This window comes from Pedobacter sp. 22226 (assembly GCF_052045455.1).
GTDB lineage: Bacteria > Bacteroidota > Bacteroidia > Sphingobacteriales > Sphingobacteriaceae > Pedobacter > Pedobacter jeongneungensis.
On the sequence record NZ_JBQEPB010000012.1, the window covers coordinates 157,007 to 172,987 of the forward strand.

General features: G+C 39.2%; 14 protein-coding genes and 1 tRNA gene. 8 read left to right on the forward strand and 7 right to left on the reverse strand.

Annotation, left to right across the window (positions count from 1 at the left end):
* From ACTJKC_RS23645 to ACTJKC_RS23655, 3 genes are all read right to left on the reverse strand, one after another.
* Positions 1 to 1,578, reverse strand: a complete 1,578-nt coding sequence (locus tag ACTJKC_RS23645; protein ID WP_440795903.1) for a glycoside hydrolase family 28 protein — start codon at positions 1,576 to 1,578, stop codon at positions 1 to 3.
* Between the two features lie 314 nt (positions 1,579 to 1,892).
* On the reverse strand, positions 1,893 to 3,446 hold the full coding sequence (locus tag ACTJKC_RS23650; protein WP_440795906.1) for an MGH1-like glycoside hydrolase domain-containing protein: 1,554 nt from the start codon (positions 3,444 to 3,446) through the stop codon (positions 1,893 to 1,895).
* Complete coding sequence (locus tag ACTJKC_RS23655) at positions 3,446 to 6,181, reverse strand: alpha-d-galacturonidase (RefSeq protein WP_440795908.1); 2,736 nt, start codon at positions 6,179 to 6,181, stop codon at positions 3,446 to 3,448. The genes ACTJKC_RS23650 and ACTJKC_RS23655 overlap by 1 nt, the downstream gene beginning before the upstream one ends.
* 266 nt (positions 6,182 to 6,447) lie before the next feature.
* Here ACTJKC_RS23655 and ACTJKC_RS23660 point away from each other — a divergent pair, with 266 nt between their 5' ends.
* The 5 genes from ACTJKC_RS23660 to ACTJKC_RS23680 all read left to right on the forward strand — a co-directional run bounded on the left by ACTJKC_RS23660 (position 6,448) and on the right by ACTJKC_RS23680 (position 10,651).
* Positions 6,448 to 7,212: an SDR family NAD(P)-dependent oxidoreductase gene (locus ACTJKC_RS23660; RefSeq protein WP_440795910.1), complete on the forward strand. Its 765-nt coding sequence runs from the start codon at positions 6,448 to 6,450 to the stop codon at positions 7,210 to 7,212.
* 23 nt (positions 7,213 to 7,235) lie between these two features.
* Positions 7,236 to 8,090 (forward strand): fumarylacetoacetate hydrolase family protein, encoded by an 855-nt coding sequence (locus tag ACTJKC_RS23665; RefSeq protein WP_440795912.1) that lies wholly within the window; start codon positions 7,236 to 7,238, stop codon positions 8,088 to 8,090.
* A gap of 1 nt (position 8,091) precedes the next feature.
* The gene (locus tag ACTJKC_RS23670; RefSeq protein WP_440795914.1) at positions 8,092 to 8,421 is read left to right on the forward strand and encodes an L-rhamnose mutarotase; all 330 of its coding nucleotides are present in this window, start codon (positions 8,092 to 8,094) and stop codon (positions 8,419 to 8,421) included.
* Between the two features lie 8 nt (positions 8,422 to 8,429).
* Positions 8,430 to 9,251 carry an amidohydrolase family protein gene (locus ACTJKC_RS23675; protein ID WP_440795916.1) on the forward strand — a complete coding sequence of 274 codons (822 nt, stop codon included), beginning with the start codon at positions 8,430 to 8,432 and terminating at the stop codon, positions 9,249 to 9,251.
* Positions 9,252 to 9,481: 230 nt separating this feature from the next.
* Complete coding sequence (locus tag ACTJKC_RS23680; RefSeq protein ID WP_440795918.1) at positions 9,482 to 10,651, forward strand: alpha-hydroxy acid oxidase; 1,170 nt, start codon at positions 9,482 to 9,484, stop codon at positions 10,649 to 10,651.
* Positions 10,652 to 10,739: 88 nt separating this feature from the next.
* Here the strand turns inward: ACTJKC_RS23680 and ACTJKC_RS23685 are convergent, their stop codons facing one another.
* Positions 10,740 to 11,885 carry an aldose epimerase family protein gene (locus tag ACTJKC_RS23685; RefSeq protein ID WP_440795920.1) on the reverse strand — a complete coding sequence of 382 codons (1,146 nt, stop codon included), beginning with the start codon at positions 11,883 to 11,885 and terminating at the stop codon, positions 10,740 to 10,742.
* A gap of 191 nt (positions 11,886 to 12,076) precedes the next feature.
* Between ACTJKC_RS23685 and ACTJKC_RS23690 the strand changes: the two genes are divergently transcribed.
* The 3 genes from ACTJKC_RS23690 to ACTJKC_RS23700 all read left to right on the forward strand — a co-directional run bounded on the left by ACTJKC_RS23690 (position 12,077) and on the right by ACTJKC_RS23700 (position 13,711).
* Complete coding sequence (locus ACTJKC_RS23690; RefSeq protein ID WP_440795922.1) at positions 12,077 to 12,748, forward strand: HAD family hydrolase; 672 nt, start codon at positions 12,077 to 12,079, stop codon at positions 12,746 to 12,748.
* 1 nt (position 12,749) lies between these two features.
* On the forward strand, positions 12,750 to 13,448 hold the full coding sequence (locus tag ACTJKC_RS23695; protein ID WP_440795924.1) for an NUDIX hydrolase: 699 nt from the start codon (positions 12,750 to 12,752) through the stop codon (positions 13,446 to 13,448).
* A 190-nt stretch (positions 13,449 to 13,638) separates the two neighbouring features.
* Positions 13,639 to 13,711: transfer RNA gene (locus ACTJKC_RS23700), tRNA-Lys, on the forward strand.
* A 103-nt stretch (positions 13,712 to 13,814) separates the two neighbouring features.
* Here ACTJKC_RS23700 and ACTJKC_RS23705 read toward each other — a convergent pair.
* The 3 genes from ACTJKC_RS23705 to ACTJKC_RS23715 form a co-directional block, all read right to left on the reverse strand.
* Positions 13,815 to 14,309 (reverse strand): hypothetical protein, encoded by a 495-nt coding sequence (locus ACTJKC_RS23705; RefSeq protein WP_440795926.1) that lies wholly within the window; start codon positions 14,307 to 14,309, stop codon positions 13,815 to 13,817.
* A gap of 252 nt (positions 14,310 to 14,561) precedes the next feature.
* Entirely contained in the window at positions 14,562 to 14,969 is a 408-nt protein-coding gene (locus tag ACTJKC_RS23710; protein WP_440795927.1) for a hypothetical protein, read from the reverse strand.
* Positions 14,970 to 15,141: 172 nt separating this feature from the next.
* The gene (locus tag ACTJKC_RS23715; protein ID WP_440795929.1) at positions 15,142 to 15,969 is read right to left on the reverse strand and encodes a transporter; all 828 of its coding nucleotides are present in this window, start codon (positions 15,967 to 15,969) and stop codon (positions 15,142 to 15,144) included.
* Between the last annotated feature and the right edge of the window lie 12 nt (positions 15,970 to 15,981).

Genomic DNA, 15,981 nt, shown 5'->3' on the forward strand with positions numbered 1-15,981 from the left:
CTATTGTCCTTTATCGCCCGAAATAATTTCGATCTCAGCCTTTACATCTTTTTCCTTTTTAACAGCTTCTTTCATTCTCCTAAAGTTATTGTTTCCGAGGAAGATATTTTTAGTTTCGGCGCCATTTAATTTAAGATAGGTAACCGTTTCTTTTACCGGAAAAGCATTGTATAAAAACAGATCGGATACGTTTGTAAGGTCGATTACTGGCGCGTTCGGCAGTGGTTGATTATTATTTAAGCCGTTTATAATCAGGTTATTAACTTTTAAAGCTTTTAATGACGGGCCCAATTCTGTATTTACCGTTATATTATGAAACTCGATGTTATTGGAATTGCTGATCGAAAAACCTTTTTTAGCTTCAAAATTAATGTCGTTGAAACTGATATTGTCGATCGGCATCTCTTCCAAACCATTCAGATAACCAGCCTGGTTAACCTGCCCGGTAATGTTGCTGAAATGGATATTCCTGAAAACGGGTGTACGCTCCGAAACAGCTTCGACATTGGTTTTTGCGTATTGCATATCAAGCACAATGGCCTGATCTTTTATGTTTTTCATGATGATGTTGCTCACCCTGATCTCTTCAACCACACCACCCCTTCCACGGGCTGTTTTAACGCGGATGCCCCTATCTGTTCCGTCGAAAACACAATTGGAGATGGCTATTTTACGTACATCTCCAGACATTTCACTGCCGATTACTACCCCACCATGGCCGGATAACATTGTACAATTGGTAATGACATAATTTTCTGCGGGAACAGCCATTTTCCGGCCGGGAGCATCTTTGCCCGATTTAATAGTAATGCAGTCGTCGCCAACGCTGATATGGCAATCTGAAATGTGTACATTTTTACATGATTCGGGATTGATCCCGTCTGTATTTGGTGAATGAGGATTGTTGATGGTAACGGCATGTACCTTAACATTTTCGCAAAACTCCGGATTGATGGTCCAGAAAGGTGAATTCCGGATGGTAATTCCATCAATCAGCACATTTTTGCAGAACATAGGCTGTATAAACGGCGGACGGAGAAAACCTCTTTTCATCTGTTTCGGATCGTCAGGCAAAATAATGTCTTTATTTAATCCATCAAATGTGGTCTGCCATTTCGATCGTGGCTGTCCTTCTTTGTATCCCTCTACAAAATCCCACCATTTTTTGCCATGTCCGTCGATAATTCCGCGACCAATAATGGAAATATTTTCTGCTTTATAGGCATAAAATAACGGCGAGAAACTGGTTACATCTACGCCCTCATATCGACTTTTCACCATGGGCAGGTAATCGTCAAAATTATCGCTGAAATGCAGTTCTGCTCCGGCATCAATCAATATGGTGATGTTACTCTTTAGGTGAATTGCGCCTGTTAAATATTTTCCGGCAGGGAAATAAACGGTACCGCCTCCGGCTTTTGACGCCGCATCAATCGCATTTTTGATGGCGGTTGTAGCCAGTTTACTGCTGTCGTTTTTTGCGCCATATTTAATGACGTTGTAATATGATTGGGCGTTGGCGTTTAAGCAAGTGATTATTGCAATTATAAAAAATAAGGTTTTGAAAATGTATTTCATAGGTTTTTTATTTAAATGCCTCGTCATTGCGAGTTCCGATTTTTCATCGGGACGAAGCAATCTTTTTAGTTTTTCCAGGCTTCAAAGATTGCTTCACTCCCCCGCACATTCCAACGCTTCCGTTCGCAATGACGATTTTTTTTTTATAATTTATCGTCCTCGTTTATAACAAGGATGAGTGAGATTAGCGCTTTTATCACTTTTTAACGATGTTTGAGCTGTACTAACACAGGCCTAGGTAGTTATTTTATACATGAAAGATTGCTTCACGCTCCCTCTTTTCCCAGCGCTTCAGTTCGCAATGACGTATCATTTTAATCCATCTTAACCTTAACCGGCTTCAAATCTTTGCCTTTATAAATTTCTTTTCCGTCTGCAAAAATCAGTAAACCTTTACCTTTGTTATATTTTGTACCGGTTTTATCCCATAGAATCGTCACTATTTTACCATGATAGGAAACATTATCGAGTATAAACCAATCCCATTGATTTTTCGGGATTAATGGAAATAATTCCAGCACATTATCCTGACGGGGCTTTATACCTACCAAATCATTGATAATTAAATCATTAAAAGTAGAATGATTATAAAAACTGCTTCGCGGATTATCGCCCTTTAACCACTCACCGGTTTTTTCATCCTGATATTCTCCAATGTATGGTTTTCCGTTTTTGATATGTGATGCAGCATACTGATGCAGTTCCTGATAAAAAACTTCAGGTTTCATATTGCCATGTTTTTTGTAATTGGTTAACAGGTTTGCCAATCCTTTTAAAGTTTGCGAGCTGGCAAATGGCCACAATGCGCCGTCCCATTCGCAGCTATGGCCTGTTCCCCTTGTTCTGAATGTTGGGTTTCTCCTTTCAGCAGTAGTTAAGCCCCAGGGTGCTTTAAAACCTGCCGTATCCAACAATTGGTCCCAGGCTTTTGCATAGATGGCTTTATCATCCGGCAGATTGAAATCCCAGGGTGTAAAACCAATGGCTTCGCGAACATTTGCAGCGCCACCTTTGGCTTTTCTCGTTTCGAAAAACGAAGAAGAAGTATTCCACAAGCTATCCTGAACCAGTTTTTTTATTGTAGTTGCTTTGTTTTTATACTTTTCTGCCGTTGCTGTTTCATTTAAAAGTGTGGCAATTTTATCTAAAGCCGTTGCATTACCATACATATAACTGTTAATGGTTGGGCGCTGATTCTGGTCTTTACGCGAACCGCTGATCGATTCTTCCATGCCATCTTTCACATCATTTTGCCAGAAGAGGCCGTTTTTAAGCTGCCGTTCGGTTTCCCATTTGGTATAATCTTTATCAAGTGCCGGTAAGATTTCCTTTAAAAATGCCTGATCCGGTTTTACCAGGTAATTCTGATAAACAGCATCATCCACCCAGCTGCTAAACTGATGGAACCGTTGTTTCGTTTCGCCAACATCGGCTTTGTAGAGCCAGAATCTGATGTAATCTTTGAGGTAACTGTTATCTTTAAACCAGCGTCCTTCATAAATATGGTGTCCCAAGGCGCAACTGATCGAATTATATTTGCCTGCATGTTTAACCGGCTCAATAAACTCGGTAAAGATGAAACCATCCGGCGTTTTAACCAGGTGTTTGCGGTATGTCCACCAGCGGTAGTAGTAATTTTGTTCCAGTATCTCATCCGGGCATTCGAATAAAGGAGCCTGATCAGCAAGCCATTTAAAAGCCTCACTATTTGGAATATAATTCTTTACAGCTTCAGTATCTGTTGAATTAAAATAATCCACATATTTCTTCAGCTTTTCCGTACCGAGGATAGTTTTTTGTTGCGCATAGCCCGTAATTGTCAATATCGACAATGTTGCCGTGGCTATAAAATTTCTTGTTTTTCCCATTATTCGAATAACCAATCTATATCTTTTCCCCTGCCGTCTAAACCCGCATTAAAAATGCGCAGTTCCTGCTTATCATCAATAAAACCCAATATCAAACAAGCACCTTTACCTAAGTTTAAAGTATGTGTTCCTGCCGGAAAAGCATAGGCGTGTACGTTTACCGGCGGAAAGCCATAAGGTACCAATGCATTTGAAATTTTAATTTCCGACTGACCATAATTGTTGGCACTGGCATCGGTTTCCAATTGTGGCGGAGCGAGGTATTGAGAATCTTTCTGGTTAAAAAAACCAACCAATAATTTTACAGGAGAATTAGTGCTGAACTTAATTTCTGTCCCGTTTTTAATTTGTTGCGCTTTGCTCAGTCTAATGCCTTTTAAGCCGGTTAACTGCGCGGCAACTTCTTTGATTTTAACAGTTGTGTCGCTAAAAAGCTGTACATCTTTAGCAATGGTGTACGCTTCAGTTGTGTTGAGCAATTTTACATCAGCAGCTTTATAAGGTACGATAGCAGCAATCGATCCCTGTTTAATTGATTTTAATGAATCTATACTTTTTTTAAAATGATTCAGTTCTTTGGTAAAAACCGGTAACATTTCTCTCCAATGGATAAAGGTTTTATCAACACCACGCATCGGGATTTTGCGTTGTTTGGTTTGCATACTATTTGCATACAGGTAATTATGATCCGTTAGCTTAACTAATACTGCATAATGATTTACACTTTTCTGTAGGAAAGGCAGGGCTTGTTCTAAATCGCTTACCTGATTCGAATATTTATACCGCAATATCCAAAGCGCAGCCTTTACCTTTTCTGCATAAAAATTGGCCATTGCATCATAACAATAGATATCATTTTTAAGCCTTTTAAACTCTGCAGTATCTTTTTTTACTTTTGCATCAGCTTTATTTATAAATTGGATGGCTTTTTTACCGTGCTCAACCACTTCCTTTGCTACCTGAATCGGGGTTTCGCCTACATGACCCTGCTTTTTCCATTCCTTTTCTGCGTAATCTATAATCATTTCACCTTCTGGCGCTTCCGATTCGTATAATAAAGTAAAAAGTCCGTAACGATATGGGTTGATCAATTGCGTCATCAACATGCCTAAGGTCAGCGTTTGCCGGTTTCCGTCGGTAATGCCGTACCTGCGTAAAAGCTTTGGTGATATCTCTCCCGATTCTTCGTAAGCATTTAAAATGGCTTTACCACTATTCAAGTCAGTACCATACTTATTGGCAAGTTCTTTTCCCCAATAATTAATTTCCTTTGCACGGTCGCGCTGCGAATTCCATGAATATCTTGCCCATTCTTTGTACCAGATCCAATCGCGGTCTACTTCCAGCAATCTGCCTTTCACCTCGTCGGCCGAGTAAGGCCAGTCCCAGTAGCTTGCCTGAGGATATAAATGCAAACCTTTAGCGCCATAAATTTTGTTCATTGCCTGAACCGATTTCTGGATAAAATCGGCTGAACCATATCGAAAAGGCTCCAGATTGGCCAAAATATGAACGTTAGAAATGTTAACTGTACCAATAGCCGCTAACTTTCGGTTCAAATCTGCCCAGGCCCCGCGTGGTGTATAAGTGGTTAAAGCTTCGCCATTAAATTTATTCTCGGTGTAAAGATTTTTATAAAGTGGTAAAGCGGCTTTCATTACACTTGGCGCATCAGTATCGTGAGCTCGCAACACAATAGGCGGTTCTTCTTTAATTCCTGCAGCTTTTAGTCCATCTTTCACCCCCGGAATAATGGTTTTGGTGAACCAATCAATATCATCCTGACCAACGCCTTCCATCGCCTCGCCCAAAGCTACCATTAAACCCACATTAGGGTATTTCTCTACAAACGCGGCGATTGATTTTCGGGTATAATCGGCAATCAATGGAATAATCGGGCGGTTCCTGTCCTGGGTTTTTAAGCCGTGTTTATCGGCAAAAGGTTTCGGGATGATGATATTGTAGAACATCTGGATCACCCAGATTCCCCGTTTATCAGCCTCTTGAGTTAAAAACTGAAAAATTTCTTCGTTCTTTTTTAAAGTGGCTTCATCTACTTCAACCGCATAAGGATAGTCTTTTAACCTCAATAAAGACGAAAACGGATGACCGTTCCACAAATAGAGCGAATTATAACGGTTCTCGACCATCATATCAAGGTATTTAATCCATAAGGCCTTATCGTACAACCACGGGAATGTTTCGGGCTCGTAGGGATATTCGTAAACATCGTGCCCGGGCAAATAATCTGGTTTTTGTAAGCCGATACAGGTACCACGTAATACCATCTCGGGTTGATCGGAAAAGTTAAGCTCTGCTGGTAATTTGCCACTGTTTTTAATTTGGTCGGCAAGTTCTATACAGCCGTATAAAGCGCCCGATGCATCATTACCTATGATAAAAATGCTACCATTTTTTGCCGAATAAATATGGAAACCTTCTTTTTTTGTAACCGAAATCTGGTTTTTAATTTCCGCAGGAAGCTGATTAGTAAAAAGCTTATCAGAAAATACACCGATCGCAATTAAATTACCCGAATTACTGAGCTTGTCTTTTTGTTCTATTTTAATTGAATAATTTAATTTAGATAAGGCTTTTAAAATTCTTTCGGCGCCAAAACGTACCCGAACATGGTTTTCTTTAGAAATTACGATGTTTTTTTGTACAGGTTGAATTGCCTGAGATAAGGATATCGATAAAAAATAACAGGAAATAAAAAGCAGAAAATTTCTCATTCAATTTGGCGCTTACAACTCCTTTTTTAAGGGAATGATATGTGATATTTGGTTAAAATATTATTTAAATATAAAAATAATATTCAAATATAAGTAAATTAGCCTTTCGGATTTGTAAAATTTATGCAAGGTAAGGTGGTAGTTATTGCTATAAACGAACTATGACAATATCTGTTAATATTTAGGCAAGAAGATAAAATTTTTAACCAACAAAATTTATTTTATTTGTATTCAATATTCTAATCAATTATAAATTATAACCATACATGTTTTCACTAAAAAACAAAAAAGCCGTGGTTACAGGCGGAGGAAGTGGCATTGGAAAGGCTATTGCAACCATTTTAGCTAAACAGGGCGCAGAAGTTCACATCATCGAACTGGGCACTGAACAGGCTGAGGATACACTAAAAGAAATTACGGAAAACGGCGGTACTGCATATAGTTATGGCTGCGATGTTTCTGATCATAAAGCGGTTCACGAAGTTTTTGAGCAAATCGGACAAATTAATATCCTGATCAATAATGCAGGTATCGCCCACATTGGCAAGGCCGATACTACTGATGAATCAGATTTCGACCGTGTAATGCGTGTAAACGTAAAAGGTGTGTACAATTGTCTGCACGCGGCTATTCCGCAGATTCGTTTAGCTGGAGGAGGTGTAATCATTAATATGGCTTCTATTGCGGCTTTGATCGGCCTACCCGACCGTTTTGTATATAGCGCAGCAAAAGGTGCGGTAAAAGCCATTACCATGAGTGTGGCCAAAGATTATATCGGCGAGAACATCAGGTGTAATTCCATTTCTCCGGCCAGGGTACATACGCCATTTGTAGATGGCTTTTTACAGAAAAACTATCCGGATAACATTCCCGAAATGTTCGAAAAGCTTTCTAAAACACAACCAATAGGCAGAATGGCAAAACCGGAGGAAGTTGGTGCACTGGCACTATACCTTTGCAGCGATGAAGCTTCGTTTATTACGGGCTGCGATTATCCGATTGACGGCGGATTTACTACCTTAAACAATTAATAAGATAATTTAAATACATTATAATGAAGTTAATAAGATTTGGCGAAGCCGGAGCCGAAAAACCAGGAGTTATTATAAACGATAATTATTTCGATGTTTCTGCCCTGGTAAAAGATTACAACGAAGAATTTTTTGGTGGAGATGGCCTTGAAAAGTTAAAAAAAGATATAGAAACCGCTGATTTACCACAGGTGGATAAAGGTGTGCGTTTAGGCACTGCCCTGGCACGTCCTTCAAAGATTATATGTGTGGGCTTAAATTATAAAGACCACGCAGCAGAAACCAATGCGCCTATTCCTTCTGAGCCGATATTATTTTTTAAAGCCACTTCGGCCATAGTTGGCCCAAATGATGACCTGATTATCCCAAAAAACAGTAAAAAAACGGATTGGGAAGTAGAATTAGCCATTGTTATAGGCAAAAAAGCCAGTTATGTTTCAGAAGAAAACGCTTTGGAGCATATTGCGGGTTACGTATTGCATAACGATTATAGTGAACGCGAATTCCAGATTGAAAGAAACGGACAATGGGTTAAAGGAAAAAGCTGTGATACTTTTGCGCCAATAGGCCCATTTATTGCTACACAGGATGAAATTGCTGACGTCCACAATCTTCGCCTTTGGCTTACCGTAAACGGCAAAACATTACAGGATGGAAATACTTCAAACCTGATTTTCAATGTTCCTTTTATGATTTCTTACATTAGTCAGTTTATGACCCTTTTACCAGGTGATGTGATTACAACAGGTACTCCGGCAGGTGTTGGTTTGGGGCAAAAACCTGAACCATGGTATTTAAAAGCCGGCGACGTGGTAGAACTGGGTATTGATGGTTTGGGCTCAAGCAAACAAACAGTTAAAGCTTACAGCGAAAATTAATATGAAAAGATACTGCTTAACACTCGATCTGATCAATGATGAAAAGCTTATAGAAGAATATAAGCAATATCATCAAGCGGTTTGGCCGGAGATTAAAGAGAGCATATCGTCTTCAGGAATTGAAGATTTGGAGATATATCTGCTTGGGAACCGGTTATTTATGATTATGGAGGTTAATGAAAGCTTCTCATTTGAAGAAAAGGCAAAAGCCGATCTGGCCAATCCAAAAGTACAGGAATGGGAAACTTTAATGTGGAAATTCCAGCAGGCATTGCCTGGTGCCAAACCGGGTGAAAAATGGATTTTAATGGACCAGATATTTAAACTTTAAATGCTTTTATGATTGATACCCACGTACATTTTTGGAATTTTGATCCGGTTAGGGATAGCTGGATCAATGAAGATATGAAGGTTATCCGGCAGGATTTTCATCCCGAAAATCTGTCAGGGGCTTATCAGGATCTCCAGATTACCGGATGTATTGCCGTACAGGCCAGTCAATCGGAAGAAGAAAACCATTTTCTGTTAAGTCTGGCTGAAAAAAATGAAATCATTAAAGGCATTGTTGGCTGGGTTAATCTGCTTGATCCAAATCTCGGTGATCGCTTAAACTACTGGAGCAATTTTAAAACCATTAAAGGCTGGCGTCATATTTTACAGGCCGAAAACAGTGCGTTTATCCTTGATTCAAATTTTATTGAAGGCATTAAACTTCTAAAAGAATACAGTTATACCTACGATTTATTGTGCTACCACAATCAGTTACCGGATATTATTAAAATGGTTGATCAGCTTCCTGATCAGCCATTTGTACTCGATCATTGTGGCAAACCGGATGTTAAAAACCAGGATTTGAAAGCCTGGGCTGAAAATATCAAAATATTGGCTTCAAACTCAAATGTAAGTTGCAAAGTATCGGGCTTACTGGCTGAGGCCGACTGGAAAAACTGGACAGAAAAAGAAATTTTTAATTGCTTTGATGTGGTATTTGAACATTTCGGCGTGAAAAGGATTATGTATGGCAGCGATTGGCCAGTAATGCTGATCAGCAGGCCTTATGAAGATTGGTTTAATTTAGTTCATCAATATATAGCGCAATTTTCTCCGGAAGAACGTCAACTATTTTTCAGCGATAATGCGAAAGCGTTTTATGGAGTTTGAAGACACATTTTGCCGCGTTTGTCATCCTGAATGCAATGAAGAATCTTTTTGATAGTGCATTTTTTCTAGGAGTTCTTTGTGATCAGCATGACAGATCAACCCTAAAAAATATTCTTTTACGTTCTCCGCAAATAAAACTTAAAACAGCAGATAGAGCAGGATGGAAAATATAATATAAAATATTAGTTTTCGCTTTTTAAAATAAAATTTGACCAATACAACATTGAAATATGAGTAAAAAAATTACATTCCCTTACAATCCTCAATACCCTTCTGTAGCGGACTTAAGAAAAAGGGCAAAATCCAGGATTCCTAAATTTGCTTTCGACTACCTGGAAGGCGGTTGTAATGAGGGACTTAATTTATCGCGTAACGAGAACGATTTCGATAATATTTATCTTAAACCGAATTACCTGCGTGTTGGCGGAGATATCGACATGTCGGTTGAATTATTTGGTCGTCGTTACAGTGCTCCATTTGGGATATCACCGATTGGCCTGCAGGGTTTAATGTGGCCTAATGCACCCGAAATTTTAGCCAAAGCTGCTGCTAAAGCGGATATCCCTTATACCCTAAGTACCGTATCTACCAGTAGTATCGAACGAATTGCCGAAGTATCTGATGGAAAAGCATGGTTTCAATTGTACCATCCTACGGAGAATAGTTTGAGAGATGATATCTTAAATCGCTTAAAAGCTGTTGAATGTCCGGTATTGGTTGTGCTGGTAGATGTGCCTGCGTTTGGTTTGCGCTACAAAGAGATTAAGAGTGGCTTATCTATTCCCCCAAAAATGTCAATCAATAATATTTTGCAGGCCTGCGCCCGTCCGCTATGGGGAATAAAAACCTTACAGCACGGAATTCCGTCATTTGCTACTTTAAAGCCCTATATGGAAAAAGGAATGGACATGTCGCAACTGGGACAATTCATGAACAAAACATTTACCGGTAAAGTTGATATTGAAAAGGTTGCTGCCATTCGTGATCTCTGGAAAGGACCTTTGGTGCTGAAGGGAATCGCGACGGATGAAGATATGCAGGCAGCCATCCAAATCGGTGTGGATGGTGTGATTGTTTCCAATCACGGTGGCAGACAAATTGACGCAGGTGAATCATCAATCAATTCTTTAATTAAACTAGCGGGAAATGATGCTTACAAATCAAAATTGAAGATCATGTTAGATGGAGGTATCCGTTCGGGTGTTGATTTAGCAAGGGCACATGCCGTTGGATCTGAATTTAACTTTATGGGCCGGCCTTTCATGTATGGAGTTGGCGCTTTGGGCAATGAAGGAGGCGATCATACCATCAATATGTTTAAAACTCATTTATACCAGATTATGCAACAGCTTACCATTGAGAATGTTACACAATTTCCTGACCGGTTATTAAATCCTTAAAGCTGACTTAAAAATCAAATAAACAAAAAAAGCAAGATCAGAAGTCTTGCTTTTTTGTTTAAAATGTGATTGATTATCTGGAGTATTATTACAAAAACTTATAAGTGGTACTCGTTTTATATGTTTCGCCTGGTTTAAGCACGGTTGAAGCAAAGTTCGCATGGTTTGGCGCATCAGGAAAATGCTGTGTTTCCAGGCAAAAAGCAGAGCGGTGAGGATAAGATTTCCCTCCTTTTCCATCCTTATCAGCACCGGTTAAAAAATTACCACTGTAAAACTGTAATCCAGGCTCGGTGGTATAAACTTCTAACGTGATACCTGTAACCGGACTTTTAACAACTGCCACCGGCGTTTTACCATCATGATGGGCTAAGACAAAATTATGATCGTAACCTTCCCCGAATTTTAATTGCTGGTCGTTTTCTTCTATTGATTTTCCTATGGTTTTGGCTTTGTTAAAATCAAAAGCCGTTCCCGCTACAGGTTGTAATTTCCCGGTTGGAATTAAGGTTGAATCGACAGGTGTATAAGCATTGGCATCGATCTTTAATTCGTGATCGAGAATGGTCTTATTTCCTTCACCGTTCAGGTTAAAGTAAGCATGATTGGTCAGATTCACCACGGTTGCTTTATCGGTTGTGGCCAGATAATCAATCTGTAAAGCATTGTCGTCTGTGAGCGTATAAATTACTTTTACATCAAGCTTTCCAGGATAACCCGCTTCCCCATCCTTTGAAACATAGCTCAGTGCTAATTTTTGTCCGTCCTGTTTCGCATCCCAAACTTTCGAGAAAAAACCATCGTTACCACCATGCAAAGTATTTACGCCATCATTAAGCTGTAAATGATATTCTTTTCCATCCAAAGTAAATTTACCTTTACCTATGCGGTTTCCGTACCTGCCAATCAGGGCACCAAAAAACGGCTCTCCTTTTTTACGGTAGGCACCAAGGCTGTCATAACCCAATACTACATCAGTTAATTTATTGTTTTTATCGGGGACCAGCAATGAAACAATCCTTCCGCCATAATTTGTGATAGAAACTGAAGCCCCTTTTTTATTTTTCAGCGTGTAAAGTTTAACGCTTTTCCCATCAATGGTGCTTGCGTATTTTGAAGAATCGATCTGTTCGGTGGCCGCTGTGCCTTTATCCGATCCGGAATGGCAGGAGGTAAAAGTAACCGCTACACATAATGCGGCAAAGGGCAAAGCCTTAAAGAATATTTTTTTCATCTGGTTAAAATTTAAGAGCATAACAGATTTCGCAATGCCTGCAAAGCTGTGTTTACTCCACGTAGATTTATTTTTGGTTAAAGCTAAAGTAACAAAAATAATTAACGTTATCGTAACGATTATAATTATTGTTAAGCTAATATTAATGATGATGATTAACAGTAAAAAAAATCACATAATTTAGCAACCTTATGTACGAGTTGAATTTCAGGCCGAAAGCCTTTCTTTTTGATTTAAATGGCACCATGATCAATGATATGGAATACCACACGCTTGCTTGGTATGCTATTATGACAGAAGATTTAGGTGCTAAACTAGATTATGAAAGTGTAAAAAAAGAGATGTACGGTAAAAATCATGAGGTATTGGCCCGTGTTTTTGGCGAGAACAGATTTACAGCAGAAGAAGTGGAAAGGCTATCGATAAATAAAGAGAAACGTTACCAGCAAGGCTATATGCCACATCTGGCTTTAATTGATGGATTAAGTCGGTTTTTAGAACGCTCTAAAGCAGCCAATATCCGAATGGCCATTGGCTCTGCAGCAATACCTTTTAACATCGACTTTGTGGTTGATGGGCTTAACATCCGTCATTATATGGATGCCATAATAAGTGCCGATGATGTAGCGCTCAGCAAACCTGATCCTGAAACTTTTTTAAAAGCAGCCTCAGCTTTAGGTATTGCACCTGCAGATTCCCTTGTTTTTGAAGATGCACCAAAAGGTGTAGAATCGGCACTGAATGCAGGAATTTCCTGTATTGTACTTACTACAACACATACAATTGAAGAATTTGAAGGTTATCCGAATATCTTAGGTTATATTAAAGATTACAACGATACCAAACTAAATACGCTATTTTAAAATGGGAAAATATTTAAATCAAAAACCTGTTCTTGTTGCAGTAGACTGCATTATTTTTGGCTATGACGGCGATCAGCTAAAACTTTTGGTAATTAAAAGGGCAATAGAACCTGTTAAGGATAAGTGGAGTTTAATGGGCGGTTTTATTGGCGAAGAGGAAGATCTTGATGAGGCAGCCAAACGGATCTTACTGGAATTGACGGGTTTACATGATGTGTACCTGGAGCAGTTGCATGCTTACGGCCGTCCAGACCGTGACCCGATTGAGCGTACGGTTTCTGTGGTTTATTTTGCGTTAATCGATATTAATAAATACAGCAAACAGATCAATGATCAGTACCATGCAGAATGGTTTAAGCTGAAAGAAGTACCCGAATTAATTTTCGACCATAATGTAATGGTGAAGGCTGCAATGGATAAAATCCGTTATCAGGCCGCTCTCCATCCTGTTTTATTTGAACTTTTGCCTAAGAGGTTTACGATCCCACAATTGCAGGCTTTATACGAACAGGTGTACGATTCTCCGATTGATAACCGGAATTTCATCCGCAAAATTACTGCCAGTGGTTTATTGATCAAACAAACGGATAAGGATAAATCGAGTTCGAGAAGAGGTGCTTTTTATTTTAAACTCGACAGGAACAAACATAAGGCACAATTCCAGTCTTTCTTAAACTTTATTCCAAAAACAAATAAATAAGGGCTGGTTTTTGAAATTATTGTGAGATTTAAAATAAAATTTAAAATTATTTTCAGCCTTACAAAATTTAGAATCAGTTAGTTATCAATACTAATTTTAGCAAGCATAAAAAACATCAAAAACATTTTCTAAAAATGTTTGCAGGAAAAGGATAAATCTCTATATTTGCACCTCCTTAAACAAAAGGAATGATTCCGTAGCTCAGCTGGTAGAGCATTACACTTTTAATGTAGTGGTCCTGGGTTCGAATCCCAGCGGGATCACAGAAAGACGCAAGAAATTGCGTCTTTTTTGGTTTAATAGCATTTAAGCCTGGAAAAAAAATTCTAAGATTAATCAATCAAATACAACCTCATTCAATCTGCCTCACAATACTTCTATTTCAAAATCATCACTGAATGCAGCGTTATAAACTTTGAAAGTGACAGCCCATTCATCTTTAACAAGTTCGGGGATAAATGAGCAAAACATCAGCCTAAAGCGGTCAAATTCTATACCTGCCCTACAAACTACCATGTAACTGCTATCATTGTTCATGATCACCTCTTGAACAGAATCTTCCCAGTGAGCTTTAATCTTATCGGGCAGCAGGTTAAAATGTTGACTATCTATAAACTTACCGATTGAAAGGATCCTTTCTTCTCCTAAACTTCCGTTATTTACCTCTACCCATGCTCCGTTCGCTTTACTTAAGCGGCCCAGAAGATAGCCATTGCATAATACATTCCAGGGTTCACTTTCTGCAAACCGTACCAGTTGATAGGCATTTATGTCGTCTCCTTCACCGAAAAGGTAATCAAGAACTACCGTTTTTGAGCCAGCCATCAGGTTTTCCTTAAATACGTTCGAATATTGTCCCATATGGTCTGATATAATTGACCTTAACCTTTTACTTAATAACTTCAAAATCTCCATTGATCCCTTAATTTCTTTAAATCTTTGCGTAGTACCACCAAAATGTTGATTTCGCTTTCAACTGCTTTTTTGCATCGATAGTGCGGTAGCAGAATAAGTAATCGGCGGCATCACCTCAGCGATTATTTTTACATATATTCTTTCAAGATCGTCCTGTAAATGAGCAGGAATAACAATTGGTACATTTAATCCTAAAAATCATTTTTTATCGGTTTTGCGGATGGCAACAACCCCTGTCAATCCTAATAAAACCATAAAAAATGCCGTCCCGTGGTCAATCGAACAATTGTAAACCTCTGCAATGGTAACATTCGATCCATTTGTTACGCCGGTAACACTGCAGCCGCCCGAATATGGGGTGGAAAATTCGACCCTTACCTCGCAGTTGCCGGTTCCCTGTTTATAACTTGTTGCCAATGAATAAGTTCTGGCACCCCCTACCGGATCAATCCCCTGAAAATCAGTAAAAACGCGTTCCGCACCATCATAAAAAACAATACATCCATAAGGAAAATTATCTGCTGCAGAAGCACTGAATAAAGATAAAAGCGATATGGCAGCACATAGGAAAACCCTGGCCAGGGCATTTGGGATTAAAAGTTTCATAATTGAGCGGGTATAGACGGCACTATTTAATTACGATAACAATATCCTTTTAAGAAGGTTTTAAATTGTTATGTATAATTTTCATTTATGTTAAATCAAACTTCCCGTGATGAAAATGCAGGTATGCCATCCTCCGCTAAATCCATTTTATGAGCCCTAAAATCTGCGCAGTTTAAAGCCTGAATGATACGCCCAAGAAGTAACTTTTCTTTGCCTCTTCCTGTAATCCATAATTTAGGCCACCATCAATTTTAACATCTTTTGCCAGCTCAAACTGAAGGGCCGCGTTCAGGTAATTGTTCCACTGTTTTTCTTTAAGATCATAAGTGTAATAAGTTTCTCCTATCGCATCCAGGTGCCTGGCAAGGGCGTGCGAGAGCGTGAGTGTCTGTAAGAATTCGGTGTGGTGTGCATTGCCCTGTTCGTCCTGAAGCCGGTCGGCTTCCAACTGCATCCCGATTGTCCAACCATGTTTCAGCTTAAGGTTCATGGGGATGATAAGACCTCCTTCGTAACGGCTTTCCTTATCTGCCGCGGATGTAGGAAACTTTAGATACGGAAGCAGTGCTATTGCAAAATCTCCCTTGTCGTTGCCAAGCATATTTTGCTTAATACGTATGGTAATATCACCGAAGCCATGTTTCAAATGCTTCTCACCATCTTCAGAAACTTCCCGGTCAACCTGATAACTTTGAACAATAAACTGCAAAGCGGTAGATTTTAACAGTCCAAACTTTAAGTTGGCCTGATTGAAAAAATAACTTTCCTTAATACCTTCTTCGCCATGCTGCCTTTCCAACCGGAAAAGATCGCTTTCATATTGAAAATGACCGGCATCTATGGTTCTGGCCGATTCGGTTACATCTGGCCTGTCTGTCTCCATATCCCTCAGCATTGCACGTGGAACCGGATTAAAAATGGAATATTTTGGTATCTCCTGTCCGAAGGAGCATAAGATTGACAATACTAAAAATGCGGACAGCATTAAGGATTTTTTCATTTGGTTATTTTC